Below are 25454 nucleotides of genomic sequence, written 5' to 3' on the forward strand. Positions count from 1 at the left end.
GGATACGTCAGGCATCAAATGCCCGCCAGCGGCGCCTATTGTCCCGGTAAGAGTAGCTGAAACGACACAATGGGTTGTCCCAAGGACTGGCATTGCATAGGCTTGCGCGATTGTTTGCACGCGCACGTCGCGAGCCGCCTCGAGGAGAGTGAAAATGGGCCTGAATAATCAGTGGATGCAACGCGATCTCGCGGTTTTGTGGCATCCCTGCACCCAGATGAAAGACCACGAACAACTGCCGTTGATCCCGATCAAGCGCGGTGAAGGCGTCTGGCTGGAAGACTTCGAAGGCAAACGTTATCTCGATGCGGTCAGTTCCTGGTGGGTCAACGTGTTCGGTCACGCTAATCCGCGGATCAATCAGCGCATCAAGGATCAGGTCGATCAGCTTGAGCACGTGATTCTGGCCGGCTTCAGCCATCAACCGGTGATCGAGCTGTCCGAACGCCTGGTGAAGATGACCCCGGAAGGCCTGACCCGGTGCTTCTACGCCGATAACGGTTCGTCCTGCATCGAAGTCGCGCTGAAAATGAGCTTTCATTACTGGCTCAACCGTGGCCAGCCGAACAAGAAGCGCTTCGTCACCCTGACCAACAGCTACCACGGCGAAACCATGGCCGCGATGTCGGTGGGCGATGTGCCATTGTTCACCGAGACCTACAAGGCGCTGTTGCTGGACACCATCAAAGTGCCGAGCCCGGATTGCTACCTGCGCCCGGAAGGCATGAGCTGGGAAGAACACTCGCGCAACATGTTTGCCGCCATGGAGCAAACCCTGGCCGAGAACCACGACACTGTCGCGGCGGTGATCGTCGAGCCGCTGATCCAGGGCGCTGGCGGCATGCGCATGTATCACCCGGTGTACCTGCAATTGCTGCGTGCAGCCTGCGACCGCTACGGCGTGCACCTGATTCATGACGAAATCGCTGTCGGCTTCGGCCGGACCGGGACGATGTTCGCCTGTGAACAGGCCGGTATCCGCCCGGACTTCCTCTGCCTATCCAAAGCCCTGACCGGCGGCTATCTGCCGCTGGCGGCGTGCGTGACCACCGAAGATGTCTACAGCGCCTTCTACGACGACTATCCAACCCTGCGCGCGTTCCTGCATTCCCACAGCTACACTGGCAATCCGCTGGCCTGTGCGGCGGCGTTGGCGACCCTGGATATCTTCGAACAAGACAATGTGATCGAGAACAACAAGGCCCTCGCCCAGCGCATGGCCAGCTCGACCGCGCATCTGGTCGATCACCCTCATGTGTCGGAAGTGCGTCAAACCGGCATGGTGCTGGCCATCGAGATGGTTCAGGACAAGGCCAGCAAGACCGCCTATCCGTGGCAGGAACGTCGTGGACTCAAGGTGTTCCAGCATGCGCTGGAGCGCGGCGCTTTGCTGAGGCCATTGGGCAGCGTGGTGTATTTCCTGCCGCCGTATGTCATCACCCCGGAGCAGATCGACTTCCTGGCCGAAGTGGCCAGTGAAGGGATTGATATCGCCACGCGCAGTGACATCAGCGTGGCGGTACCGGCGAACTTCCATCCGGATTTTCGTGATCCGGGTTGATACCGCTGATGCACTGATCATTCCCACGCTCTGCGTGGGAATGCAGCCCGTGACGCTCCGCGTCACAACAGCGGACGCAGAGCGTCCAGAGAGGCGTTACCACGCAGAGCGTGGGAACGATCGGAAAACTTCCAGAGATCCAAGATGAGACTGTCCCGCTTCTTTATCGATGCCCCTTTGAGCCTCGGCGAACACGAACTGCCGGAGGCCCAGGCGCATTACATCAGCCGTGTGCTGCGCATGGCCGAGGGCGATGCATTGCAAGTGTTCGACGGCTCAGGGTTTGAGTTTCGCGGCAAGCTGCTGGAAGTCGGCAAAAAGCGCGTGGTGGTCCAGTTGGATGAGCACTTCGCCGGGCAGATCGAATCACCGCTGCAGATTCACCTGGGCCAAGGCCTGTCCCGTGGTGAGCGGATGGATTGGGCGATTCAGAAAGCCACCGAGCTGGGCGTCACTGAGATCACCCCGATCTTCAGCGACCGCTGCGAAGTTCGCCTCAAGGACGAACGCGCCGACAAGCGCCTGATGCACTGGCGCCAGGTCGCCATCAGCGCGTGCGAGCAATGCGGGCGTTCGCGGGTGCCGGTCATTCATCCACCACTGCTGTTGGCCGATTGGCTGAAACAGGCCGAAGCCGAGTTGAAGCTGGTGCTGCACCCCGTGGCCGAGCCACTGGTCAGCCATGCCAAACCGGCGACGTTGGCGTTCTTGATCGGTCCGGAAGGCGGGTTGTCCGACGCTGAGGTCGATCTGGCTCAAGACGCTGGTTTCCATTCCGCACGCCTTGGTCCGCGAGTGTTGCGGACCGAGACCGCGCCGGTGGTGGCGTTGGCGGTTGCGCAGCAGTTGTGGGGGGATTTCTAACCGTACTATTTGATCGTTCCCACGCTCCGCGTGGGAATGCCTCAATGGACGCTCTGCGTCCGCTCTTGTGACGCAGAGTGTCACGGGCTGCATTCCCACGCAGAGCGTGGGAACGATCTGCCGATCTACGACGCGGTTACTGCACCGGATCACTCACCGGTTTGGCGATGATTGCTTTCAGTTCACTGGTCATCGGGAATTCCAGGTTCAGCCCTTTGGGCGGGATAGGTTGTTCGAACCAGCGCTGATAGATGCCGTTGATTTCACCTGAGCGATACAGGTCAGCCAAGGTCCCGTTCACCAGTTCAAGGAACTGCGGGTCATCCTTGCGCACCATGCAGCTGTAGATTTCCCGTGATTGTTCTTCCCCTACCACGACCCAATTATGCGGATCGCGGGCTTTGGCGCGTTCGCCATACAGCAGCGCATCATCCATATAAAACGCTGCGGCCCGGCCCGTTTGCAGCATCTGGAAGGCTTCGCCGTGATCCTTGGCGCTGATCACGAACATGTCGATCTTGTGCTCGGCGTTATAGTTTTTGAGGAAGCGTTCGTTGGTGGTGCCGGCGGTGGTCACCACGTTCTTGCCGCGCAAGTCGGCGAAGCTGTTGATGCCGCTGTCCTTGGCGGTCAGCAGTTGGCCCTTCACATAAATAAACCCGTAAGAAAACGCCACCTGCTTCTGCCGTTCGGCGGTGACGCCGGTGGAGCCGCACTCCAGGTCGATGGTACCGTTTTGCACCAGCGGGATCCGTGTCTGCGAGGTCACCAGGTTGTAGTTCACGTTGAGCTGCGGCAGATCGAGTTTGAGCCGGATCCGCTCGACGATTTTGCTCGCCAAGTCCACCGAGTAGCCCATGGGTTGGCCAGAGTTGTCGCCTACATAGGAAAACGGCACTGATGCATCGCGATAGCCCAAGGTAATACTTTTGGCATTCGCGATCTTGCTCAGCGTACCCGTCAGCGGCGCTTGCGAGGCCTGCAATTGGGCGCTGAGCAGGAGACTCAGAGTGCAGCCGATCAACGTGATTTTTTGCATTGTTATCTTCCGTTGTGGGTGTGGGATTAGCGGCGAGCCGCGATGACGGTGATTTCCACCAGGACTTCAGGCCGCGCCAGTTCGGCTTGCACGGTCGTGCGAGTCGGCGCCTGACCCGGCGATAGCCAGGCCGACCACACCTCATTCATCGCGGGGAAATCGTTCTGAATATCCTTCAGGTAAATGGTCGCGCTGAGCAGATGATCCTTGTCGCTGCCCGCCTCGGCCAACAAGGCGTCGATCTTGTCCAGCACCTCGCGGGTCTGGCCACTCACTTCGGTACTGGCGCCCGGCACTTGGCCGGAAAGGAATACCAGGTCCCCGAAGGTCACGGCAGCGGAGAGTCGGTCATTGCTGTTGATTCGATTGATGGTCATGGGGTTTTCCTTCTAATGAATGAGGTGTCAGGCGGTACGGGGTACGAGGCCCTGCATATCGATCGAGGTGCTGCGTTGGCTAATCAACTCGCTGAGCAGCCGTCCACTGCCACAGGCCAGCGTGAAGCCCAGGGCGCCATGACCGAGGTTGAGCCAAAGATTACGATAGCCGCTGCCACCGATTAGCGGCACGCCACTGGGCGTGGCCGGACGCATGCCGGCCCATTCGATGGCCGCGTCGTAGTCCCCGGCATTCGGGAAAGTCCCGCAGGCCTGGCGTTTCATCAACGCCAAACGTTTTGGCTCAAGGGCCGGATCGAAACCGACGATGTCGACCATCGCGGCTATCCGCAATTGCTGGCCGATGCGCGCGTAAACGATCTTGCGGTCGTAATCGGTGACGCTGATGTCCGGCGCGCGATGTTGCGCACCAATCGGCACGGTGAGGCTGTAACCCTTCAGGGGATAAAGCGGCACATGCACGCCGGGCAGCGCCAAGGCCGGGCTGCGATGACCGGCGGCGATCACCAGTTGCTCGACCGGCAGGACTTCATTACCCAGCTTTTCCTTACCTAGCTCGATGGCCTGCACCGCGCCGTGCGCATGTCGAATACCCGTCACCGAACGGCCCAGCAGAAACTCGCAGCGACCCGACGCTTTCAGCCTCGCGGCCAGTTGCTGGCAGAAGGCGTGGCAGTCACCGACCTCTTCGTTCGGGGTGTAAATCGCGCCGACAAAAGGCGCTCCGCTCAGCGCCGGCTCAAGTTGTGCGCAGTCGGCCTGGGACAGGACGTGCTGGTGAACGGTATCGGCGAGATATCGCCGTGCGTGCGCAAAACTGCCCGACTCGCGGAAGGTCACCAGCTTGCCATTGCGCCGCCAGTTGAAACCGTCGAGACGGTCCTCGTCCCGCCAGCGTTGCAGCGTCACTTGGCTCAACGACGCCAGACGCAACAGATGACCGGCGTTCTTGCGGTTCACTGACGTGCGGCATGCGCCCAGGAACGATGCCATCCAGCGCCACTGTGCCGGGTCGAAACGCGGGCGCAGCTTCAAAGGCGAATCACCGCGCAGCATCCAGCCGATCGCCTGCAACGGCACGCCGGCATCGGCCAGTGGCGCGACGTAGCGATAAGAGAGTTGGCCGCCATTGGCGAAACTGGTTTCGCTGCCCAGCGAGTCCCGAGCTTCGACCAAGGTGACGTCAAAACCGTCGCGAACCAGCGCGTAGGCGGTTGCCAACCCGATCACGCCACCACCGATGATGCAAACTCGCTGAGCCATGTCAGTCCTTAGCCGTGATTGAAACGTGCTTGAGGTTAGGACCAGGTGACAGGCGCGGAACAATGAATAAAGATACGGCAACCATAAACAAAGGTTATGGACTTGCCATGCGACTGCGACATATCGAGATTTTCCAGGCCATCCGCCAGACCGGCTCGGTCAGCGGCGCGGCGCAACTGCTGCACGTTTCGCAACCGGCGGTGACCAAGGTTCTGCAGCATGCCGAGCTGCAGTTGGGCTTCCCATTGTTCCTGCGAGTACGCGGCAAATTGCACGCCACGCCCGAGGCGCTGGAGCTGGAACGCGAGGTCGACAAGGTCAGCGAAAGCCTGCAAGGCGTGCGCCGTTTGGCCCAGAGCCTGCGCCGTAAACCGGGTCAAAGCCTGCGTATTGGCGCCACACCGGCACTGGCCCTGTCACTGTTGCCGCCGACCATCAGCGAATGGACCCGACGTTACCCGGACATCGTCTGCGAGCTGTCCAGCGCCCACAGCCGCGAGCTGGTGAAGAACCTGCTGATGCGCGAAATCGATGTCGCCCTCAGCCTCCAGCAGCCGGATCATCCAGGGCTTAAAGCCCAGGCTTTGGCTCACGGTGTGCTGGTGGTGTTGGCGCCCATCGGTTACTGGCCTGAGGAGAGCAAGGGCAAACCCTTGCCATTGATGGAACTGGCCGATGCGCCGTTGATTGGTCTGTCCAGCGCCGACCCGTTATCGGCAAAACTCGACAGCTATCTGAAAGCCGTCGAACCGCCGCCACGTGTCAGCATTGCTGTGCAGACCTATTCATTGGCCCGGGCCATGGTCGAATCGGGCGCGGGGCTGGCAGTGATCGATCCGTTCACCGCCCTCGGCGCCTCGCCGGCCACCACTGCCATTCGACCGCTGGCGCCGGCGCTGCCGATCACCCTGTACGCCATGACCCGCGCCGATGAAGCGCCTGCGCATACCTTGAGCAACCTGCTGGAAATTTTCAGCAGTCGCGCTCAGGAGCAGTTGGATCGGTTGATGGATCGGGGTTGATCGCAGCGTCACAACACATAAAACAGAATCGCCACAAAGTGCAGCAGGCTCCCGGCGATCACAAACAAATGCCAGATCCCATGGGCATGGCGCAGCCGGCTGTCGAGGGCGAAGAAGATGATGCCCACGGTGTACAACACACCGCCCGACGCCAGCCAGGCGAAACCAACCGTACCCAGCCCTGCCAGCAACGGTTTGACCGCCACCAGCACGATCCAGCCCATCACCGCGTAAATCACGATCGACAGGACCCGCGCCTCGGAGCGCGGTTTGATCTCTTGCAGGATGCCGATGATCGCCAGGCCCCAGACAATCCCAAACAAGGTCCAACCCCACGGGCCGCGCAACGTGACCAGACAGAACGGCGTGTAACTCCCGGCGATCAGCAGGTAGATCGAAAAGTGATCGACCTTTTGCATGATCGCTTTCTTGCGCCCTCGCACGCTGTGATACACCGTCGAGGCGCAGTACAGCACCAGCAAGGTGAAACCATAAATCGCCACGCTGACAATCTTCCAGGGACTCCCGTCCAGGCTGGCAATCACCAACAACCAGACCACCCCGACACACGCCGCGACTGCCCCAACCAAATGCGTCCAAGCGTTGAATCTTTCCCCGTGATACATGCATCACACCCCTCGAAATTCGTTACAACATCGTATACACACATTCCCCGCGAAAGCGCGAGCCAGGCTCAAGCCAGTTGGGCACAATCAAACCATTCGAATAAGAGTCCGCGCCATGTTGATCGATGAAGAGTTGACCCTGAAAAAGCTCGAGGTGTTCCTGGCCTTCATGCGCACCGGCAATCTGGCGCGAGCGGCGGCTGAGTTGCAGACCAGCAACGTCAGCGTGCACCGGGCGATTCACTCACTGGAAAGCGCGCTGCGTTGCCCGCTGTTCAAGCATGAAGGGCGCAACCTGACGCCGCTGGAGAGTGCTTATGTGCTGGAAGAACGGGCGCAAAAGCTGATCCAGGACGTGGTCGAAACCGTGCGATTGACCCGCGAAGCTGCCGGATTCTCGGCTGAGCGTTTCAAGCTTGGCTCGCTGTATTCGCTGACGGTGAAGACTGTACCGCAGCTGATCATGGGCCTGAAAATCCGTCGCAGTGAGCTGAACATCGACCTGATTCTCGGCTCGAACATCGACCTGTTGTACAAGCTCAAAAACATGGAAGTCGACGCGATTCTGGTGTCTCTCGACGACAGTGTGAACGACCCGGACTGCGAGCAGATCCATCTGTTCTCCGACGATATCTTCCTTGCCACACCGGCCGACTCGCCGTTCGCGCAGCAAGCGGAAGTCGATCTGAGTGATGTGCGCGACGCGACGTTTATTACCCTGACCCAAGGCTTCGCCACCCACCAGGACGGTAATCGGGTGTTCAAGCAGGCAGGCTTCGAGCCGAAGGTGGCGATGCAGGTCAACGACATCTTCACCCTGCTGAGCATGGTCAGTTCAGGGGTTGGTTATGCCTTGCTGCCGGGGCGGATTGCTGCGGTGTATGAGAATCGGGTGAAGCTGATTCCGCTGCAGGAACGCTATCGCCTGCAACAGCATATTGGCGTGGTGTTTCTCAAGGCCAAGGAGCGCGATCCGAACTTGTTGGCGCTGTTGGCTGAGTGTCGGATGTATGCCAACCGACATGCCTGATACACCGCGTCGTCTGCATCGTCGGAACGCCGCCCGGAGCAAGCCCGCTCCCACATTAGACCTGCGTCGGGCCCGAAAAATGGGCTCACCTTGATCAAGTGTGGGAGCGGGCTTGCTCGCGATGACTGAGGAACATTCAACACAAATTCCGGACTTACCCCACTATCCCCCGCACAATGAAATACAACAACGAAGGCCCAAGCAAACAACCCAGCCCGGTATGGAAAGTCGCCGTCAGCGCGCCATAGGGCACCAGCCGCCGATCTGTCGCCGCCAGCCCCGCCGTCACACCGCTGACGGTACCGGCCAAACCACCGAAGACCATCGCCGAGCGCGGGTTATCAAGGCCCATCCAGCGGGCGGCCAATGGTGTGCCGACCATCACCATGATCGCCTTGATCAGTCCGGTAGCGATGGACAGCGCCACCACATCGGAACTCGCACCAATCGCCGCCCCCGTAACCGGGCCGACGATGTACGTCACCGCGCCGGCACCGATGGTGGTCATGCTGATCGCATCGCGATAACCGAACACCCAGGCGATACTCGCCCCGACGATAAATGGCAACACCGTGCCCAGCAGCAGCGCGATGGCCCCGACCAGTCCCGCTTTGCGCGCTTCAGTGGCCTGCACCTCAAACGCCGTGGCGACAATCGCGAAGTCCCGCAGCATCGCGCCACCCATCAGACCGATGCCGGAAAACAGCGCCATATCCGCCAGACCTTTTTGTCCGCCGGTGATGGTGCCGCCGACCCAGGCCAATACCAGCCCGATGACGATGGCAATCGCCGAGCCGTGAATCCGGCCGAAGGTCAGGCGCTTGGACAGCACTACGGAGATCCACATGATCACACCGACGAAAGCGAACGCCGTGACCAGACCGTTATGTTCCAGCCCCTGTTCAATGAGATTCCACATATCAGCGTCCCCCAACGGTAGCGGCGGGCGGCACAATATCGACCGGTTCGTCCGGCAGTGGCTCGCCTTTGTGAGTCCGACTGATCAAGGCAATGGTGCAACCGCAAATCACCACCGAACCGATCGCCGCCAGCACCGCCACCGGGCCACCGTGCAGCGCGGTCACCACGTTTTGTTGCGCAGCCATGGCCACCACCACCGGAATGTACATGGCGCCCCAAAAGCCGACGCCCATCTCGCAATCCTTGGTCATGCCGCCGTGCCTTTGCATCCACAAGCGCGCACAGATCAACAGGATCATGGCGATGCCCACCCCGCCGACGTTCGATTTCACTCCCAGTAACACGCCGAGCATGTCACCCAGAATCACCCCTGCCAGCGTACAAATCGCCAACAGCGCCACACCGTAAATAATCATTATTGTTGTCCTCAAAGTGCATCGTCGAAGTTGTTGTTTTTGTCCTTCGCAAGCCTGAGTCGGTGTCTAGGGCTCGACTCCCTCCTCACGCAACAGCGCTTGCAAGGTGTCCAGGCGTGCGCCGTCGAAAGCGATGGCCGTGCCTTGTTCGAACACCCGGCGCGCCAGCCCGGTGAGCACCGCACCCGGCGGCAGTTCAATGTGTAAACGGACACCGCGCTCGTAAGCGCTTTGCACCGTGCCGCGCCAGTCGACAACCCGGCACATGTTGTAGGCCAGGTCATCACGCAGTGGCTCGACCGTACGAATCGGCCGGGCGCGACTGCCACTCAGGTAACCCAACACTGGAACCTGCAACGGCACCTGGGCAAAGGCTTGCGCCAGCACCTCGGCGGGTTGCGCAAGCAACGGACAATGGGATGGAACGCTGACCGCCAACCGTTTTGCCAAACCGGCACCGCGAACGCGAGCCAACTCGGCGACCGCTTTCATTGCCGCGTCGCTGCCAGCGATGACGACTTGGTTATCGGCATTGATATTGGCCAGGTAGACCGGCGTTTGCGCGCTGTGAACCTGCGCCAACAACCCCTCTACCGTCGCCAGATCCAGACCGATAATCGCGGTCATGCCATAACCCTGAGGATAAGCCTGCTGCATCAACTCACCGCGCAGGCTGACCAGACGCAGCGCATCGCTGAAAGCCAACGCACCGGCCACCACCGCCGCCGGATAGGCGCCGATGGACAGCCCGGCCACATAGTCCGGCGCCGGCGCTTGCTGCAACAGCAAACGCGAGCCCGCGACCCCAGCGATCAGCAGACAGAGCTGAACCCCACGGGTCGAGGCCAGAGACTGGGCTGAATCCAACTGCAAAACATCCTCGCCCAGCATCTCGCTCGCCTCTTTCAAGCAGGCTTCAACCACCGTGTTTTGCGGCAGACGATGAAGCATGCCCGGCTGTTGCGCGCCTTGGCCCGGGAACACGAACAAGCTGCTCACGCTGCCTGCTCCAACGCCTGCCAAGGATCCATCACCAACCGCACACCGCTGGCGCTTTTGAGCAACACACGCTGCGCCGAACCGGCCCATTCGCGCAATGCGACGGCGCCGTTGGGCGTTTGCAATTGCAGGTCCACCGGGCAAATGGCGGCGTCCAATTGCTTTAATAATTCCAGTGCCTGAACACGACCCAACGGCTGTGCAGTTCGCAGAATCAGATCGAGATCGCTGTGCTGATGCAGGGCTTCAACGCCGCTGGCCAATTCAAACCCGGCACTACCGCTGACACCCCAGCTCAAGCCGCAATCGTCGAGCAATGGACGCAGTTGAGCCAAGGCCTGCAATGCCGGCCAATCCCGATCCGACTCGACATGACAAAGCTCCTCAGGCCGCACTCGGCGCTGGATCGCCGTGACCGCCATCAACGTAGCGTAACGTTGCTCACGCAAACGCCCGCGCACCCCGACGGCGATCTGGTCAGCAGCCGTCAACGCGCGCCGCACCACAACCGGGTGACCTTCGCCCATGGCCTCAATCACCCAGGCCGGAGCATCGGCAGGTAAGTGCTCTGGCGTCAGGCCCCAGAGCAGGTCATGTGCAAGCAGCACAGTCACGTCGCTCACCACTGCTCGCGCAACAGCTGGCGAACCTTGCTCGACGCGGCTCGATTGCTGGCACCCAAACGACTGCTCAAATCATGACCACGGGCGTCGACCTCTTGAATCGCCTGAGCCAGACAGTCGTTCACTCGCGCCAAGTCGCTCACGGTCGGCTGTTCGATCTGGCTGACCTCAAGGGTCTCCCACAGCAAGCCAAGGCTGGCAAAGCTGTCGATGTCATACGCCATCGGCGGCACGCTGGCAGCCAACGCTTCGAGCTCTTCGACACTGCGCAACGTCACCCGCGCCGCCGAAGCTTTGCCCATGGCGTGCACCATCACACCAGGGTCGCGCAAAGCGATCAGCCGATTAGCTTGATAACCATGAGCCAGAAACGCCCCGGACATGGCCTTGCCCACCAACAAACCGATCACCGCATGCCCGGCCAGTCGCGCCCGAGCATAACTGTCCACGGCGCCCGCCAATGCCTGATGAATGCCCAGCGCCTCCTCGCGCCGGCCATACGCCTGACTCGGCACATCGACGATGGCGATCAAGGCGCGTTTGTGCGGCTTGTTGCGATCAGCCTCTATGACTTCATCCACCGCTTTGGCCAGACCCCAGCCTTCCAGCAAGCCGACCTCACCGTTACGGGCGCGGACGAAGCGGTTATCCGGGTCCGCCACCACGGCGAGAAAACGCACCGGTTGTTCACCCAGCAGACCATCGGCGACTTTCAACGAAGCGGGCAATCCGCTCACGGGCGTAGCGCCAGCGCTCAAGGCCTGGAACCACTGCAAGCCTCTCAGGGAAAAAGTACTCATGAGCGCGCTCCTTGGTACAGATCGCGAACCGTCGCCGGTTCGATTTGCGGCTCGGCATCCAGACGGGCCAAGCGTTGCAGGAACAGCTCGGCCTGACGGCTGCGTTGTTCGCTCGGCAAACCCTGTTGAAGCAGCTCGCTGACCTGCTGCTGAATCTGCGCCACGTCGTCGGCCACATAACGGTCCACCAAACCACTGGCGAAACGCTGTTCGCCGCCGGTCAGGCTCCAGATGAAGGGCCGATCGCGGGAGTCATATTCCTCAAGCCCTGCTTCCTGCTCGATCACTTGCGGGCCGTTGAGGCCCAGGCGTGCTTCCTGAGTGACCAGCAGATAACTGCACAACCCGGCGGCAATCGACATCCCACCAAAGCAACCGACACTGCCGGCCACCACGCCGATCACTGGCTGGTATTGGCGAAGGTCGACAATCGCCGCATGGATGTCGGCAATCGCCGCCAGCCCGAGGTTGGCTTCCTGCAAGCGCACGCCACCGGTTTCCAGCAGCAACACGGCACGGGTGGCGATGCCTTTGCGGTTGTCTTCGGCCGCCAGTTCCAGCGCTCCGGCGATTTTCGCCCCGCCGACTTCGCCCAGGCTGCCGCCTTGAAAAGCGCCTTCGATGGCCGCGATCACCACCGGCAAACCGCCGATGCTGCCCTTGGCGATGACCACGCCGTCGTCGGCTTGCGGCACCACACCCTGACGGGACAACCAGGGCGACATGACACGTTGGAACGGGTCGAGTAATTCGCGAAAGCTACCGGCGTCGAGCAAGGCTTTCGCCCGCTGGCGAGCACCGAGTTCGACGAAGCTGTGTTTGTTGAGCAAGGCTGTGCTATCAGTCATGACCGATCTCCTCGAAGCCTTGTTCCAGACGCAGGCGAACCACACCCGGCGTAGCGCCGAAATCATGGATATCGATCAACAACGCCGGTGGCGTCGATTCGTCGAACATCCGCTCGAACAGATGCTGCCAGCGTTGCGCACTGCCGTTGACCGAGGTCTGCACCTGGATCATCAGCTTGCCGGCCTGACCCGGCTCCATCAGCACTTCCAGATCACCGGAACCGACACAGCCCACCAGCGCCCTGCCCCTGGCCGGCTGCCCGGCGGGGAATTCAAAGGATAAGGTTTCCATCAAAATGCTCCCTGGATGAAGCCGTCGCCGGACTCTATACGATCAATAAACAAGCAAGCCGCGAGCAAATCCGCAGCGCCGCCGGGCGAGGCGTTCAACGCCAATAAGTGTTGGTCCAACTCATGCAGGCGACGACGCCCGCCAAGGCTCGCGCTGCCACCGGCGTCGAGCACCGCTTGCGCGCCCCGTTGCATGGCCTGCAAACCCGCTTCGCCTGCGCGATAGAGCACGCAAGTGTCGGCCAGCGTGGTCATGATCGCCAGCAAGGCATCGAGCCGGGCGTTCTGTTCGCCATGGCCATCGGCACGACTGCGTTTGAGTTGCGGCAGAGCGCGCTGAATCACGGCCGGGAAGCCGAGTTGGGCTTCTTCACGGGCTCCGCGAGCGCCGTAGCGTTGGGCGACTTGGGCACCATGGCTCAGCGGCTGCGGGGCATAACGGTCGTTGAGTAAAGCCAGTCGTGCGGCGCGCAAGGTCACGGCGCCAGCGGTACTGGATTGAGATTCCAGTGCAGCAGCGGCGACCAACAGACCCAGGGCCCAGATCGCACCGCGATGGGTGTTCACGCCATTGGTGGTGGCGAGCATCGCTTGTTCGCCGTCGCGGCCAATACGCCCGAGGGCTTCGCGTAACGGCAGACCGACTTCGCCAAACTCAAGCGCTGCTTCGGCCATTTCCTTGAACGCCGACCACAACGACAACGCCGAAGCGTGCATCAGCCCCAGGTGCAAATCGCTGTGGGCGCCATTGCCACGACGGTCCACCAGCGCCGGTTTCGGCGACAGGTCGGCTTCGTCGATCAAGGCGTCCACCGCCAGATCCGCCAGCCGTTCGGCCAGCGAGAGGGTTTGGGGTTGCAGGTTGAATGCGTGCATTACCAGCTCCTGAACTTGGCGGGCGGGTTGTACAAGCCACCCGACCACTCCACCAGATCGGCGACGCTTTTGGCCGCGAGCAATTCGCGGGTGGCGTCGGTGCGACGGATGCCGAGGTCTTCCGGCAGCGCGATCAACCCTTCACGGCGCATGCGAGCGGTGTCTTTCGGGTTATGCCGCAGACCGATGACGGTCACCCCGGCTACTGCGGCGATCATCGCCTGGCGTTCTTCCAGGGAGCGGGCCTTGTACAGGTAGGCGATGCCTTCTTCGGTGAGCAAGTGGGTGACGTCGTCGCCGTAAATCATGATTGGCGCCAGCGGCATGCCGCTTTTCTTCGCCACCTCGACCGCATCCAGCGTCTCGACGAAGGTCGGTTTTCCGCCTTCCTGAAAGGTCTCGACCATCTGCACCACGAGTTTCTTGCCGCGCTCGAGCAAGGCTTCCGGAGCATCGTCGTGGCGCATGTCCAGCCAGGCCGGCGTGCCGTGACGACGACCGCGCGGGTCATGGCCCATGTTCGGCGCACCGCCGAAACCGGCCAGACGCCCACGGGTAACGGTCGAGGAATGTCCATCGCCATCGACCTGCAAGGTCGCGCCGATAAACAGGTCCACTGCGTATTGCCCGGCCAGCTGGCAGAACATCCGGTTCGAACGCAGCGAACCGTCGCGCCCGGTGAAGAACACGTCCGGTCGCGCAGCGATGTAGTTTTCCATCCCCAGCTCAGTGCCGAAACAATGCACGCTCTCGACCCAGCCACTTTCGATGGCCGGAATCAGGGTTGGATGGGGGTTGAGGGTCCAGTTGCGGCAGATCTTACCCTTGAGCCCGAGGGACTCGCCGTAGGTCGGCAGAATCAGCTCGATGGCCGCGGTGTTGAAGCCAATGCCGTGGTTGAGGGACTGAACGTTGTGCTTCTCGTAGATGCCACGGATCGCCATCATCGCCATCAACACGTGCACCGGTTTGATGTGCCGTGGGTCACGGGTGAACAGCGGTTCGATGTAGAACGGTTTGTCGGCCACCACCACGAAATCGACCCATGAGGCGGGAATATCCACGCGCGGCAGCTCGCTGACGTCATCCACCAACTGGTTGACCTGGACGATCACGATGCCATCGCTGAAGGCTGCCGGTTCGATCAGCGCTGGAGTGTCTTCGGTGCTCGGCCCGGTGTAGATGTTGCCCGCGCGGTCGGCCATAAAACCGGCCGAGAGCACCACGTTGGGAATCAGGTCCACCACCAGCCGTGCATAGAGTTCGATGTAGGTGTGAATCGCGCCGATTTCCAGGAGGCCGTCTTCCAGCAACTGGCTGATGCGCAAGCTTTGGGTGCCGGCAAAGGAGAAATCCAGCTTGCGGGCGATGCCGCGTTCGAACAAGTCCAGATGCTCGGACCGGCCGACGCTGGGCATGATCATGTGCAAATCATGCAACTTTGCCGGGTCGGCCTTGGCCAGGGAGCGGGAAAGGAAATCCGCCTGTTTCTGGTTATTGCCTTCAAGCACCACCCGGTCGCCGGGCAGAATCAACGCCTCCAGCGCCGCGACAATCTTGTCGGTCGGCAACACCACACCATCGGCGAGACCCCGCACCAGTTCGAGGCGACGCTGCTTCTCGCTGCGCCGCCGCGTCCAGCGCGAGTCGGGGGATATTATTGTTGTCATGCTCACTCCACGGGTTCGCTGTCGTGGAGCTACCTTAGGAGCGAATGATGGGAGCATCAATCAAGCACAGAGACGGATCGTTACGGTTAGGGTAATGAATCAACCCGCCACAATGGATCGGTCCGATCTAGAGGTCTGTGTCGACTGTTCAACTGTCATCGCGAGCAAGCTCGCTCCCACATTGGATCTGTGATCGACGCAAATCCCCTGTGGGAGCGAGCTTGCTCGCGATGGCGATCCCAAGATCACCCCCGAACCAACCCCGCCCCCACCAACAATTCTTCCAACCCCAGCAAGTCCGGCACTTTGGCCACTTGCTCGGCGATTTGCACGGCGGCTTTTTCCAGTGGGCAGAGCGGTACGTCGACATAGCTCAACTGGCTGTCGAGTTTGTAGGAGCGGGGAATTCCCTGCACCAGCAAGGCGATGAATTTGAGTTGCGGGCGGCCGCCCAGGGCGTTGAGTACGACGATGCGTGCGCGGTCGCCGATCACGGCGTTGCTGCCGCAGGCGGATTCGAAGCTGAGCAGCGGGATCTGTCGGTCGCGCCAGGTCACCAGGCCCAGGTACCAGGGTGGCGAGTCGAAGTCGAAGGTGCCGGGTTGGTAGTCGATCAGTTCAGCGATGGCGACGTTGGGCAGGATCAGGTTGCGGTCGGCCAGGGGCAGCAGCAGCCCGGTGAGGTTGCTGGTGCGGTGATCAAGCATGGGGTTTGCTCCAAAGGGCGATGCTCTCCAGCAGGACCGATTCCTGATACGGCTTGCCGAGGTAGTCGTTGACGCCGAGGGCCATGGCCCGGTCGCGGTGTTTTTGGCCGGTGCGCGAGGTGATCATGATGATCGGCAGGTGTTGCAGACGCGGATCGCTGCGAACCTGCATCGCCACTTCGAAACCGTCCATGCGCGGCATTTCGATGTCCAGCAGCATCAGGTCCGGGGTGTGTTCTTCCAGCAGCGCCATGGCGTCGACGCCGTCCTTGGCGGTCAGCACGTTCATGCCGTGGCGTTCAAGCAGACGGCTGGTGACCTTACGCACGGTGACCGAGTCATCGACCACCATGACCAGCAGCGGCCGAAGTGGCTCGGCGTCGACCGCAGGCGACTCGTCGCCATGGGCAAGACGCGGTTTCGGCAAACGCGTCTGCATGGCGCGGATGTGTGCCAGTAAATCGAGAATCAGCACCACCCGGCCATCGCCGAGGATGGTCGCGCCGGACAAGCCCTGCACCGCAGCAAACTGTGGGCCGAGGCTTTTCACCACGATTTCCCGGGTGCCGGCCATGGCATCGACTTGCACCGCAATTCGGCGCTCATTGCAATGCACCAGCAGCACCGGCAACGGCAGGCTCTGGCCGAGCAGCTTCGGCTTGACCGCCGTCTGTAGCAGCTCGCCGAGGTAACACAGTTCATAGCGTTGCCCGGCGTATTCGTAGAGCGGCGGTTCGAGTTGGTAGTAAGCGTCGAGTTCGTTGGGCAGCACGCGAACGATGCCTTCGATGGTGTTCAGTGGAATCGCGTACTGGTCTTCAAAACACTGCACCATCAATGCGCGGTTGACCGACACCGTGAACGGTAGACGAATGCGAAAGTGCACGCCCTGCCCCGGGATCGAGTCGATGCTCATGCTGCCGCCCAGTTGCCGGACTTCTTCGTGGACCACGTCCATGCCGACGCCGCGCCCGGAGATCTGGGTGATTTTTTCGGCGGTGGAAAAACCCGGTTGCAGGATGAACTGCAGCACATCGTGGTCGCTGATCTCGAGATCCGGGTCGAGCAGCCCACGTTTGATCGCCTTGCGCCGCACGGCATCCAGAGGCACCCCAGCGCCGTCATCGCGGATATCAAAGATGATGTCGCCGCCCTCGTGAGCCAGGTCCAGGGTGATCCGGCCTTGCTCCGGTTTGCCGACGGCACGGCGCACCTCGGCGGATTCCAGACCATGGTCGACGGCATTGCGCAGCATGTGTTCCAGCGGCGCGACCATGCGTTCGAGCACGTTGCGGTCCATCTCGCCTTGAGCGTTACCCACAATGAATTCGACGTCTTTGCCCAGCTCGCTGGCGACCTGCCGGACGATCCGCTTCAGGCGCGGCACCAGGCGTTCGAACGGCACCATGCGCGTACGCATCAGGCCTTCCTGCAATTCGGTGTTGATCCGACCCTGCTGTTGCAGCAGGTTTTCTGCGTCATGGTTGCTACGGTCGAGGGTTTCCTTGAGGTCGAGCAGGTCAGACGCCGACTCGAACAAGGCCCGCGACAGCTGCTGCAACTGCGAGTGACGGTCCATTTCCAGTGGGTCGAATTCTTCATAGCCCAGGCGTTCGGCCTCGACTTGCTGACGGCTGAGAATCCGCCCCTGGGTTTCGGTGTCCAGACGGCGCAACTGGTCGCGCATCCGTTCGATGGTGGTTTCCATCTCGCTCAGGGCCACCCGGGCGTCGTTGACTTGCTGTTCGATACGTCCACGGAAGATCGAGGTTTCCCCGGCCAGATTGACCAGATCATCCAGCAGCTCGGCCGAGACCTTGACCATGTCACCAGCGGCTTCGGGCTGTATCGCGGGCGACTCGGCTTTGGCCGGGGTTTGCGGCGTGGCCTCAGGTAGCGTCTGCGACTGTGAATCGTCCACAGCAGGATGCGTGAAGTCTCTGATCGCCTCGATCAACGTCTCGGCCGGCACCACCTGTTTGCCTGCCCGTGCGGCATCCAGCATGTGGGCAAGCTGGTCATGACTGCTTTGCAACAACGCGAACAACGGCGCCGTCGGTTGCAGCAATCCGGCCGACAAGCCTTCATAAAGAAACTCCAGCTCATGGGCCAGGTCGCCAATCGGTCCGATTTCGACCATCCGCGCACCGCCCTTGAGGGTGTGCAAATCGCGCAGCAGAGTTTCCACTTCCTGACGGTTTTGCGGCTCGGCCTGCCAGCGCAACAGCGCGGCGCCGGAACTGTCGATGATGTCGAAACCTTCCTCAAGGAAGATGTCGAGTAATTCGGGGTCGTGGCCGGCCGAGTCTGGCTGGGCCACGGCTTCGACCACTTCAGCGTTCACACCGCTGCTCTGACGGAACTCGCGAATCGCTTCGATCAGCGCACTCGGGTCGCTCAGCGGCTGTTGATGGTGCAGTTGATCCAGCAACACGGCCAGGCGGTCATGGCTGTGTTGCAGCAGTTGCGCCAGCTCGCTGGAGTGGTTGTAGCGGCGGTCGACCAAGCCTTCGTAGAGGCTTTCCAGTTCATGGGCCAGATCACCGACCGGCCCGACTTCGGCCATCCGCGCGCCGCCCTTGAGGGTGTGCAGGTCGCGCTGCAACGACAGCAATGGCGTGGCGTTGTCGGGGTCGTCGAGCCAACGCTGCAAGGCTTGCCCGGCGCTTTCGAGGATATCCACCGCCTCTTCGAGAAAGATCGAGACGATTTCATCATCCAGATCCAGAGCAGCCGGCGCCTGCTCCAATTCGGTGGTGGCGGCGCTCAGTTCAGTGATGCTCAGCGTGCGACTGCCGTCGCTCCTGATCAGCCCCATGGCCGATGGGTCGAGGCTTTGATTGAGCAACTCGCGCAAGGCCTTCACACGCGCAGGCTGCGGGCTGACTTCCTGGCCCGCGGCCAGTTGATCAAGCATGCTGATCAAGGCTTCATGGGCGCAGTCGGCCTCATGGAAAAACCGCTCGCTGACCGCCAGGCTGCTCTCTTCCACCGCGCCATACAGGTCGAGCAAGGCTTCGCATAGCTCATCGACCGGATGCAGGTCGGCCAGATGCGCGCCCTCACCCAAGGTGGTCAGTTCATCCAGCAGCGCACTGAGTTCCTGACGCTCACCCGGGTGTTGCTGCCAGCGGCGCAACAGGTTTTCAGCATCAAGCAGGATGTCCATGCCCTGGGCGAGGAAATTGCTGATCAATTGCGGATCACGTTTGATCCGCAGGCCCCTGTTCGGCGAGTTGAGGATGGCTTCCAGGCGTTCAGCGAGTAGCGTCTGGGTACGTTCTATCAACGACTGCGCGCCGCTGATCTCGGCAAGCGGGTCGGTCTTGAGCTGCTTCACACTGCGGCGCAATAAACCTTCCGCTTCGAGCAGCAGTTCGACTTCATCCAGGTCCAGCGCAATCTGGTGCGCCTTGTATTCACGGGTCAGGTGATCCAGCGGTTTCGCCAATTCGGCGATCGGTAACACACCGGCCATGTAGGCACTGCCTTTGAGGGTGTGCAGCGCACGCTGCAATTCATCGCTGGCCTGCAACGGCAGGTGTTCGGCGGCTTTATCGAGAAAGCGGTTGAGGCTGTCGAGATGGGTTTCAGCTTCGTTGCGGAAGATCTCCAGTAGCTGCGGATCGAGTGCTTCCAATGCTTGCGCAGCGGCGTCCGGCGCCGGCTTATCGCCCTTGGTCAGCGCATGGGCACGGGCGGCCAAGCGGTCGACATCATCACGCTGACGTTGGGCGTTGGCGGCAAACTCGTCGATCAGTTCAGGCAACAGCTCCAGCACCTCACCCAGCAGTTGTTGTACCTGCGTTCCCGGCTCGACGCTGCGCTCCAGCACACGGTTGAGCAGGTTTTCCAGCGACCAGGCCAGCTCGCCGAGCACCAGCGCACGGACCATCCGCCCACTGCCTTTCAAGGTGTGGAAGGCCCGACGCAGCTCGCTCAATGCCGACTTGTTATCGGGGGCGGCCGACCATTGCGGCAAGTATTCGCGCAACACCTCGAGGACCTCGTCGGTCTCCTCAAGAAAGACTTCGCATAACTCGTCATCCACCGGCTCCTCACCGACCGGGGGGGGCAGCAAACTGCCCGGCGTATGCAGGGCCGGCGGGTTGAGGACGGAAACCGGGCTGGCCAGCACTTCGGCCAGGGACTGCACCACTTCAGGGCTGTCCAGTGCTTGCAGGTCTTGCATCACCAGGGCTTCGCTCGGGCTAAGTACATCGTTGAGCAACGGCACCAGCGGCGGGGTCGCAAAGTAGCCCAAGTCGCCCAGGCGTTCCTCGGCGACGTCCAGCAATTGATCGCCGGGGGCCTGAGGGTCTTCGCTCAAGCGTTCAAGGTAGTACTCGATGCTGGTAATGACGTCGGCCAGGTTGTCGAGTTGCTGCCAGTCGGGCTGAGCCTGATCAACCAGCAAATGCTCGCGAATGAAGCTATTGCAGGCTTCCAGCAGACTCGCCGCGCGGCTCAGCGGAATCATCGCCAGGGCACCGCGAACCTGCGTCAGCAATGGCGGCAATGGTTGCAAGTGCTGACGATCCCAGGCGGCGTCGATGTAATCGACGATCATGTCCTTGGCTTGCTGCAAACAGATATGCGCTTCTTTGATCACCAACTGGTGGATCTGGGTCAGGTCGGTGGTCGGCAGCCGGCTTTCTTCCCGGCTCTCAGGCTCGACAGTACCGCCCATCCCGGACAGGGTTGCCTCGACGTACAACAAGGCCCCGGCCACGTCCATGAGGATCGCGTCATTGGGTTCACGCTGCCCTTGGGCCAGGCTCAGGACCACTGCCAGTTGATCGATGATCACCTTGCGCGGCTGGCCAAAACCGAGCACCGCCAGGGTGTCGGCGATTTGCCGCAGCGGCGCGAGCAGGCTGTCCAGGTCGGAGGTATGCTGGCGGTCGCTGCGCACGAACAGGTCCAGGCGCTCTTTGACCCGCACCAGTTCTTCGCACAGAGCGGCCAGTACCGAACGCATGGCATCGCGATCCGGACCGGCCAGACGTGCGCGTTCTTCATCGACCACAGCGCTGTTGGGCAACGCGTCATCGAGTCCGTAACTTTCTTTCATGGTCTGCATCTGCCCGGTGGGGTGTTCGACTTTTGCAATATAGAACAACAAGCTTTTGAGCAGCTCTGGCGGGGCCGGTTGATTGATCCCGGCCATTCCTTGCTCGAGCAAACGCTTGAGTTCCTTGTCGGCGTCTTTGAGCAAACTGCGCAAGGCCGGGCTGTTGGCGATACTGCCCGCGAGCATGCCTTCCACCAGCGCCGAGGCGACCTGCCACAACGGACTCAACGGTGCGTTCCGGCAAAGCCCTTCGAGGCGGGTGAAGACCGTGGCCAGATAGCCCAGGTTGGTTTTGTCATCTTGCTCGCGAAGCAATCCGACCAGCGCCGTTTGCAGCATCTGCCGCAAATTGCGCAGCACACCCGGCAGATCCGCCGGTTCCAGCAGCGCCAGGGCTTCATGGTCCAACACCGGTAAATCCAATAACTGCGGGCTGAACAGGCTGGTTTCCGACAACAGGCTTTCGCCGCGAGCGCTACGCAGATCGTTGAGCAGTGGCAATACCACCAAGGGCAAATCGCGGCGGGCACTGTGTATGCGGTCGAGGTAGATGGGTAACTGGCCAAGGGCTTGCTGCAACAGCCGGATCGCTTCATCGCGATGGCTGACGCGGTTTTGCTGCAGGGCCAGTGCCAGTTTTTCCATTTCTTCGGCGAGCAGGGCCGCGCCGTAGAACTCGACCATCTGCAAACTGCCGTGAACCTGATGGATGTATGCCAGGCACTTGCTGATCGCGTACGCCGCCTGCGGGTCGTCTACCGAGGTGTCGAATGCCATGCTGTCAAGGGCAAGAAAGGCCTGTTTCAGCGTTTCGGCAATCTCGCCCTTGACCCATTCGAGGGCCACATAGTCGTGCCGATCACCCATAACCACTCCAGTCAAAATTCATACCCAGCGCGCACTGATCAAGCGTTATCCACGTCCCGTTCCGTTGCGGCCGGTAAGGTGAAACCGGATACCGAACGCCGCAGCTGACTGGCCATTTTCGCCAGGTTGCCGATGCTCTCGGCGGTGGCGGTCGAGCCGGAGGACGTTTGAGTAGTAATCTGCTGGATCACGTTCATCGTCAAGGAGATCTGACCCGCCGAGGACGTCTGCTGCTGCGCAGCGTTGGAGATACTCTGGATCAAGGCCGCGAGGGTTTTCGACACGCCTTCGATTTCTTCCAGAGCCACCCCGGCATCTTGAGCCAGTCGGGCGCCGCGCACCACTTCGGTGGTGGTTTGCTCCATCGAAATCACGGCTTCGTTGGTGTCGGTCTGGATCGCCCGCACCAGGGTTTCGATCTGCCGGGTCGCCGCCGACGAACGCTCCGCCAACCGCTGCACTTCGTCGGCCACCACGGCAAAACCGCGTCCGGCGTCACCGGCCATGGAAGCCTGGATGGCCGCGTTAAGCGCGAGAATATTGGTTTGGTCGGCGATGTCGTCAATCAGGCTGACAATGTCGCCAATTTCCTGAGAGGACTCGCCCAGGCGCTTGATGCGTTTTGCGGTGTCCTGAATCTGCTCGCGGATGTTGTCCATGCCGTGGATGGTGTTGTGCACCACCTCGTTGCCCTTGTTGGCGATTTCCACCGAACGCTCGGCCACTGCCGAGGACTCCGCCGCATTGGCCGACACCTGGTCAATGGACTGGGCCATTTCATTAATGGCTGTCGATGCCTCCGAGATCTGCTGCGCCTGATGTTCGGACGCTTGCGCCAGATGCATCGCCGTGGCCTGGGTTTCCTGCACGGCGGCGGCGACCTGGCCGGCGGTGAGGTTGATCGTTGCCACCAGGTCGCGCAGTTGGTCGACCGAGTAGTTGATGGAGTCGGCGATGGTGCCGGTAAAGTCTTCGGTGACCGAGGCGGTTACCGTCAGGTCGCCATCGGCCAGGTCTTCGATTTCATCCAGCAGACGCATGATCGCGTTCTGATTGCGCTCGTTCTTCTCGGCCGTCTCGCGCAACTGGCGATTGGTTTCGCGGACCATCACCAAGCCAATCAGAATGATCGACATTAGCGCCAGCAAGCCCAGCACGTAACCACCGAGGGTGGCGGTGGTGCGTCCACCGGCGAGGTTCTCGAAACCTGTGGCCAGCAATGAGGCTTCATCGAGCAGGGTTTGCGACAGACTGAAAATATTGCTGGCCGACTCTCGGACCTTGAACAGTTCGGGCGAGGTTTCGAGGATTTCATCCACCGAGCCTGAGACGAACTGGAACAGCTCGGCGATTTCGGTCAGCCGTGCGCGGGCGTCCTGGTCCTCGACCTGACTGATTTTCAACGCTGGATTGCCCTGGAGCATACCGTTGAGCACTTGGCCAAAGCGCGCCGCATCACGACCAAAGGCATCGGCGGCTTGCACGGCGGTTTCGTCACCGGACAGCACGGTGTTCACCGCTCCGAGAATTCGCTCGGCCAACAGCGACTGGCGCTGGGCCATGGCCACCTGACCGGCGGGAGCACCGCGCTGCAGCAGGATCTCCACGACTTTTTCGTACTCGACCTGCAGTTGCGGCACAGTCTCGGCCAGCGTCGCGGCGACCTGATGCAGGGACAGCACGGTCTGTTCGCTGGAGATAATCGCGTCGGTGTTCTTCAGCAAGCGTTCCCAATCGAGTTGCACCGCACGCATTTGCGGGCGCACGGCCGGTGGCGCGCCCGGCAGACCGGTGGCTGGATCGCCTTTTTTCAGGTAACCCCAGCGTTGTGCAAAATCGTTGCGCGCCTCACTCAGCAGCTCGAATGCGGCCGCCTTGCCGGCCGCAGCTTCAGTGGCGTTCTTGGCGATACGCTGGGACAGCACCCGCAGCTCACCGGCATGGCCGATGTACTGCTTGTCGTAATTGGACTGAGTGTTGAGGTAAGCGAAGTTGGCGAACAGCAGCATGATGAACACGATCAGGGCGATAAACAGCACGATGATCTGCGAGCGGCTGCGCGACCCTTCCAATGGTTTGCCTGTTTTTGCTTTTATCATCGGTCAGGCCCCCGCCTGTACTGCCAAAATCCCTGGAATCGGGCTTGCAAAGTCCTCTGTGGGAGCTCCTACAGGGCCACATCCATAAACCCCGGCGATTGCGCCAGGGCGAACGGACTGAAGACCCGCCAGAGTTGTTCGCGCTGGAACTGCCCTTTCACAAACGGTGCAATCGCGCCTTCAAGCGTGTTTTCCGACACCGACTCTAGACTGTCCTGCGCAAAGTGCTGCATGCCGAACACTTCATCGACCATCAACCCGGCAAACACGTCATTGTGCTCGACCACCAGTACCCGCCGCTGTTTGCGCAACGCCGACAGTTCGTACCCGAAGAAACCGCACAGGTCCATGATCGGCAGCAACCGTCCGCGTAGGTTTGCCACACCCTTGACCCAATGCTTCACCCCAGGCAGCACGGTATAACGCGGCTCATGCAGGACCTCGCTGACTTCGCCCATGGGTGCGATGTACCCGCATGGGCCGATACGAAAGCCGATCCCGCTCCAGCTCTGCAGACGGGTTTCCTGGGACGGCAAATCCGCCGCCAGCAGACGACAGCGCTGGTCGATTTCCAGCAACAGTTCGAAAGCCGTCTGCGAGTCGGTCATACGACCGCCGTCAGCCGGCAAGGACTGCGTTCAAGGTCTTGATCAGGGTTTCTTCATCCACAGGTTTGGTCAGGTAATCCTTGGCGCCCTGGCGGGTGCCCCAGACTTTGTCGGTCTCCTGATCTTTGGTGGTGATGATAATCACCGGAATATGCCCGGTTTCCGGGTCTTTGGTCAGCTGGCGAGTCGCCTGAAAACCGTTGAGGCCAGGCATGACGATGTCCATCAGGACTGCGTCGGGTTTTTCCTGACGGGCCAATGCCACGCCGTCGGCACCGTTTTCAGCCTTCAACACTTCATGACCGTGCTTTTCCAGCATGCCGGTCAGTTTGTACATTTCAGTCGGCGAGTCATCGACGATCAGAATACGTGCCATGGTCTTCCCCATTGGTATAGGCGTGCGGCCCGCTGGCCGGACGTCAATGTGCTTGTTCTACTGCGGCGAACCCCGGCACATGGGCCTTGATCGCGCTCAGCAGTTCTTCCTTGCTAAAGGGTTTGGTCAAAAACTGGTCAGAGCCGACGATCCGACCCTTGGCCTTGTCGAACAGACCATCCTTGGAGGACAGCATAATCACTGGTGTGGACTTGAACGCGCTGTTGTTCTTGATCAGGGCGCAGGTCTGATAGCCATCCAGACGCGGCATCATGATGTCGACGAAGATGATCCCGGGATGATTGTCGGCAATCTTGGCCAGAGCATCGAAACCATCGACCGCCGTGATCACTTCACAACCCACGTTCCTCAACAGCGTTTCGGCGGTACGACGAATCGTCTTCGAATCGTCGATCACCATGACCTTCAAGGCGCTGGAATGCTGTTCCATATCTGCTCTACCATCGCCACAGCGA

General features: G+C 61.0%; 23 protein-coding genes. 4 read left to right on the forward strand and 19 right to left on the reverse strand.

What is annotated here, in order from left to right; all coding sequences use genetic code 11:
• The first annotated feature begins 154 nt into the window (after positions 1–154).
• Positions 155–1561 (forward strand): adenosylmethionine--8-amino-7-oxononanoate transaminase, encoded by a 1407-nt coding sequence (locus ACN1C3_RS20340; protein WP_419117556.1) that lies wholly within the window; start codon positions 155–157, stop codon positions 1559–1561.
• Positions 1562–1705: 144 nt separating this feature from the next.
• A complete protein-coding gene (locus ACN1C3_RS20345; RefSeq protein WP_419117557.1) occupies positions 1706–2425 on the forward strand; it encodes a 16S rRNA (uracil(1498)-N(3))-methyltransferase in 720 nt (239 codons plus the stop codon).
• Positions 2426–2561: 136 nt separating this feature from the next.
• Here the strand turns inward: ACN1C3_RS20345 and ACN1C3_RS20350 are convergent, their stop codons facing one another.
• From ACN1C3_RS20350 to ACN1C3_RS20360, 3 genes are read right to left on the reverse strand one after another with little or no spacing between them, the layout of a single operon-like run.
• Entirely contained in the window at positions 2562–3464 is a 903-nt protein-coding gene (locus ACN1C3_RS20350; protein ID WP_419117558.1) for a transporter substrate-binding domain-containing protein, read from the reverse strand.
• A gap of 26 nt (positions 3465–3490) precedes the next feature.
• The gene (locus ACN1C3_RS20355) at positions 3491–3841 is read right to left on the reverse strand and encodes a RidA family protein (protein WP_419117559.1); all 351 of its coding nucleotides are present in this window, start codon (positions 3839–3841) and stop codon (positions 3491–3493) included.
• A gap of 27 nt (positions 3842–3868) precedes the next feature.
• A complete protein-coding gene (locus tag ACN1C3_RS20360; RefSeq protein WP_419117560.1) occupies positions 3869–5125 on the reverse strand; it encodes a D-amino acid dehydrogenase in 1257 nt (418 codons plus the stop codon).
• Between the two features lie 107 nt (positions 5126–5232).
• Here ACN1C3_RS20360 and ACN1C3_RS20365 point away from each other — a divergent pair, with 107 nt between their 5' ends.
• Positions 5233–6147: a LysR family transcriptional regulator gene (locus ACN1C3_RS20365; RefSeq protein WP_419117561.1), complete on the forward strand. Its 915-nt coding sequence runs from the start codon at positions 5233–5235 to the stop codon at positions 6145–6147.
• An 8-nt stretch (positions 6148–6155) separates the two neighbouring features.
• Here the strand turns inward: ACN1C3_RS20365 and trhA are convergent, their stop codons facing one another.
• Positions 6156–6773, reverse strand: a complete 618-nt coding sequence (gene trhA / locus ACN1C3_RS20370; RefSeq protein WP_419117562.1) for a PAQR family membrane homeostasis protein TrhA — start codon at positions 6771–6773, stop codon at positions 6156–6158.
• 115 nt (positions 6774–6888) lie between these two features.
• Between trhA and ACN1C3_RS20375 the strand changes: the two genes are divergently transcribed.
• The gene (locus ACN1C3_RS20375; protein ID WP_419117563.1) at positions 6889–7803 is read left to right on the forward strand and encodes a LysR substrate-binding domain-containing protein; all 915 of its coding nucleotides are present in this window, start codon (positions 6889–6891) and stop codon (positions 7801–7803) included.
• Positions 7804–7957: 154 nt separating this feature from the next.
• On the opposite strand, the gene madM is transcribed toward ACN1C3_RS20375, so the two are convergent.
• The 15 genes from madM to pilG form a co-directional block, all read right to left on the reverse strand.
• Positions 7958–8722: a malonate transporter subunit MadM gene (madM, locus tag ACN1C3_RS20380; protein WP_419117564.1), complete on the reverse strand. Its 765-nt coding sequence runs from the start codon at positions 8720–8722 to the stop codon at positions 7958–7960.
• A gap of 1 nt (position 8723) precedes the next feature.
• Positions 8724–9140 carry a malonate transporter subunit MadL gene (gene madL / locus ACN1C3_RS20385; RefSeq protein ID WP_419117565.1) on the reverse strand — a complete coding sequence of 139 codons (417 nt, stop codon included), beginning with the start codon at positions 9138–9140 and terminating at the stop codon, positions 8724–8726.
• A 66-nt stretch (positions 9141–9206) separates the two neighbouring features.
• Positions 9207–10139 carry a malonate decarboxylase subunit epsilon gene (gene mdcH, locus ACN1C3_RS20390; RefSeq protein WP_419117566.1) on the reverse strand — a complete coding sequence of 311 codons (933 nt, stop codon included), beginning with the start codon at positions 10137–10139 and terminating at the stop codon, positions 9207–9209.
• Positions 10136–10753 (reverse strand): malonate decarboxylase holo-ACP synthase, encoded by a 618-nt coding sequence (locus tag ACN1C3_RS20395; RefSeq protein WP_419117567.1) that lies wholly within the window; start codon positions 10751–10753, stop codon positions 10136–10138. Before ACN1C3_RS20395 ends, mdcH begins: the two co-directional genes overlap by 4 nt.
• 5 nt (positions 10754–10758) lie before the next feature.
• Positions 10759–11562: a biotin-independent malonate decarboxylase subunit gamma gene (mdcE, locus tag ACN1C3_RS20400; protein WP_419117568.1), complete on the reverse strand. Its 804-nt coding sequence runs from the start codon at positions 11560–11562 to the stop codon at positions 10759–10761.
• Positions 11559–12410, reverse strand: coding sequence for a biotin-independent malonate decarboxylase subunit beta (locus tag ACN1C3_RS20405; protein WP_419117569.1), 852 nt, complete (start codon positions 12408–12410; stop codon positions 11559–11561). The genes mdcE and ACN1C3_RS20405 overlap by 4 nt, the downstream gene beginning before the upstream one ends.
• On the reverse strand, positions 12403–12702 hold the full coding sequence (locus ACN1C3_RS20410) for a malonate decarboxylase subunit delta (protein WP_419117570.1): 300 nt from the start codon (positions 12700–12702) through the stop codon (positions 12403–12405). The genes ACN1C3_RS20405 and ACN1C3_RS20410 overlap by 8 nt, the downstream gene beginning before the upstream one ends.
• Positions 12702–13577 (reverse strand): triphosphoribosyl-dephospho-CoA synthase, encoded by an 876-nt coding sequence (locus ACN1C3_RS20415; protein WP_419117571.1) that lies wholly within the window; start codon positions 13575–13577, stop codon positions 12702–12704. The genes ACN1C3_RS20410 and ACN1C3_RS20415 overlap by 1 nt, the downstream gene beginning before the upstream one ends.
• Positions 13577–15247 (reverse strand): malonate decarboxylase subunit alpha, encoded by a 1671-nt coding sequence (mdcA, locus tag ACN1C3_RS20420; RefSeq protein ID WP_419117572.1) that lies wholly within the window; start codon positions 15245–15247, stop codon positions 13577–13579. The genes ACN1C3_RS20415 and mdcA overlap by 1 nt, the downstream gene beginning before the upstream one ends.
• Positions 15248–15492: 245 nt before the next feature.
• Positions 15493–15954 carry a chemotaxis protein CheW gene (locus tag ACN1C3_RS20425; protein ID WP_419117573.1) on the reverse strand — a complete coding sequence of 154 codons (462 nt, stop codon included), beginning with the start codon at positions 15952–15954 and terminating at the stop codon, positions 15493–15495.
• On the reverse strand, positions 15947–21895 hold the full coding sequence (locus tag ACN1C3_RS20430; RefSeq protein ID WP_419117574.1) for an Hpt domain-containing protein: 5949 nt from the start codon (positions 21893–21895) through the stop codon (positions 15947–15949). The genes ACN1C3_RS20425 and ACN1C3_RS20430 overlap by 8 nt, the downstream gene beginning before the upstream one ends.
• A 38-nt stretch (positions 21896–21933) precedes the next feature.
• Positions 21934–23994 (reverse strand): methyl-accepting chemotaxis protein, encoded by a 2061-nt coding sequence (locus ACN1C3_RS20435; protein WP_419117575.1) that lies wholly within the window; start codon positions 23992–23994, stop codon positions 21934–21936.
• A 68-nt stretch (positions 23995–24062) separates the two neighbouring features.
• Positions 24063–24602 carry a chemotaxis protein CheW gene (locus tag ACN1C3_RS20440; protein ID WP_419117576.1) on the reverse strand — a complete coding sequence of 180 codons (540 nt, stop codon included), beginning with the start codon at positions 24600–24602 and terminating at the stop codon, positions 24063–24065.
• 10 nt (positions 24603–24612) lie between these two features.
• Complete coding sequence (gene pilH / locus ACN1C3_RS20445) at positions 24613–24978, reverse strand: twitching motility response regulator PilH (RefSeq protein WP_419117577.1); 366 nt, start codon at positions 24976–24978, stop codon at positions 24613–24615.
• Positions 24979–25021: 43 nt separating this feature from the next.
• Positions 25022–25429 (reverse strand): twitching motility response regulator PilG, encoded by a 408-nt coding sequence (gene pilG / locus ACN1C3_RS20450; protein ID WP_419117578.1) that lies wholly within the window; start codon positions 25427–25429, stop codon positions 25022–25024.
• Between the last annotated feature and the right edge of the window lie 25 nt (positions 25430–25454).

Origin of the sequence: Pseudomonas sp. H11T01 (genome assembly GCF_048515765.1) — a bacterium.
Classification (GTDB): Bacteria; Pseudomonadota; Gammaproteobacteria; order Pseudomonadales; family Pseudomonadaceae; genus Aquipseudomonas.

Excerpts from the sequence above, each read along its gene's own strand:
- ACN1C3_RS20340 (WP_419117556.1), top strand. The coding sequence starts at position 155 with ATGGGCCTGAATAATCAGTGGATGCAACGCGATCTCGCGGTTTTGTGG.
- ACN1C3_RS20345 (WP_419117557.1), top strand. The coding sequence starts at position 1,706 with ATGAGACTGTCCCGCTTCTTTATCGATGCCCCTTTGAGCCTCGGCGAA.
- ACN1C3_RS20350 (WP_419117558.1), bottom strand. The coding sequence starts at position 3,464 with ATGCAAAAAATCACGTTGATCGGCTGCACTCTGAGTCTCCTGCTCAGC.
- ACN1C3_RS20355 (WP_419117559.1), bottom strand. The coding sequence starts at position 3,841 with ATGACCATCAATCGAATCAACAGCAATGACCGACTCTCCGCTGCCGTG.
- ACN1C3_RS20360 (WP_419117560.1), bottom strand. The coding sequence starts at position 5,125 with ATGGCTCAGCGAGTTTGCATCATCGGTGGTGGCGTGATCGGGTTGGCA.
- ACN1C3_RS20365 (WP_419117561.1), top strand. The coding sequence starts at position 5,233 with ATGCGACTGCGACATATCGAGATTTTCCAGGCCATCCGCCAGACCGGC.
- trhA (WP_419117562.1), bottom strand. The coding sequence starts at position 6,773 with ATGTATCACGGGGAAAGATTCAACGCTTGGACGCATTTGGTTGGGGCA.
- ACN1C3_RS20375 (WP_419117563.1), top strand. The coding sequence starts at position 6,889 with ATGTTGATCGATGAAGAGTTGACCCTGAAAAAGCTCGAGGTGTTCCTG.
- madM (WP_419117564.1), bottom strand. The coding sequence starts at position 8,722 with ATGTGGAATCTCATTGAACAGGGGCTGGAACATAACGGTCTGGTCACG.
- madL (WP_419117565.1), bottom strand. The coding sequence starts at position 9,140 with ATGATTATTTACGGTGTGGCGCTGTTGGCGATTTGTACGCTGGCAGGG.
- mdcE (WP_419117568.1), bottom strand. The coding sequence starts at position 11,562 with ATGAGTACTTTTTCCCTGAGAGGCTTGCAGTGGTTCCAGGCCTTGAGC.
- ACN1C3_RS20405 (WP_419117569.1), bottom strand. The coding sequence starts at position 12,410 with ATGACTGATAGCACAGCCTTGCTCAACAAACACAGCTTCGTCGAACTC.
- ACN1C3_RS20410 (WP_419117570.1), bottom strand. The coding sequence starts at position 12,702 with ATGGAAACCTTATCCTTTGAATTCCCCGCCGGGCAGCCGGCCAGGGGC.
- ACN1C3_RS20415 (WP_419117571.1), bottom strand. The coding sequence starts at position 13,577 with ATGCACGCATTCAACCTGCAACCCCAAACCCTCTCGCTGGCCGAACGG.
- mdcA (WP_419117572.1), bottom strand. The coding sequence starts at position 15,247 with ATGACAACAATAATATCCCCCGACTCGCGCTGGACGCGGCGGCGCAGC.
- ACN1C3_RS20425 (WP_419117573.1), bottom strand. The coding sequence starts at position 15,954 with ATGCTTGATCACCGCACCAGCAACCTCACCGGGCTGCTGCTGCCCCTG.
- ACN1C3_RS20430 (WP_419117574.1), bottom strand. The coding sequence starts at position 21,895 with ATGGGTGATCGGCACGACTATGTGGCCCTCGAATGGGTCAAGGGCGAG.
- ACN1C3_RS20435 (WP_419117575.1), bottom strand. The coding sequence starts at position 23,994 with ATGATAAAAGCAAAAACAGGCAAACCATTGGAAGGGTCGCGCAGCCGC.
- ACN1C3_RS20440 (WP_419117576.1), bottom strand. The coding sequence starts at position 24,602 with ATGACCGACTCGCAGACGGCTTTCGAACTGTTGCTGGAAATCGACCAG.
- pilH (WP_419117577.1), bottom strand. The coding sequence starts at position 24,978 with ATGGCACGTATTCTGATCGTCGATGACTCGCCGACTGAAATGTACAAA.
- pilG (WP_419117578.1), bottom strand. The coding sequence starts at position 25,429 with ATGGAACAGCATTCCAGCGCCTTGAAGGTCATGGTGATCGACGATTCG.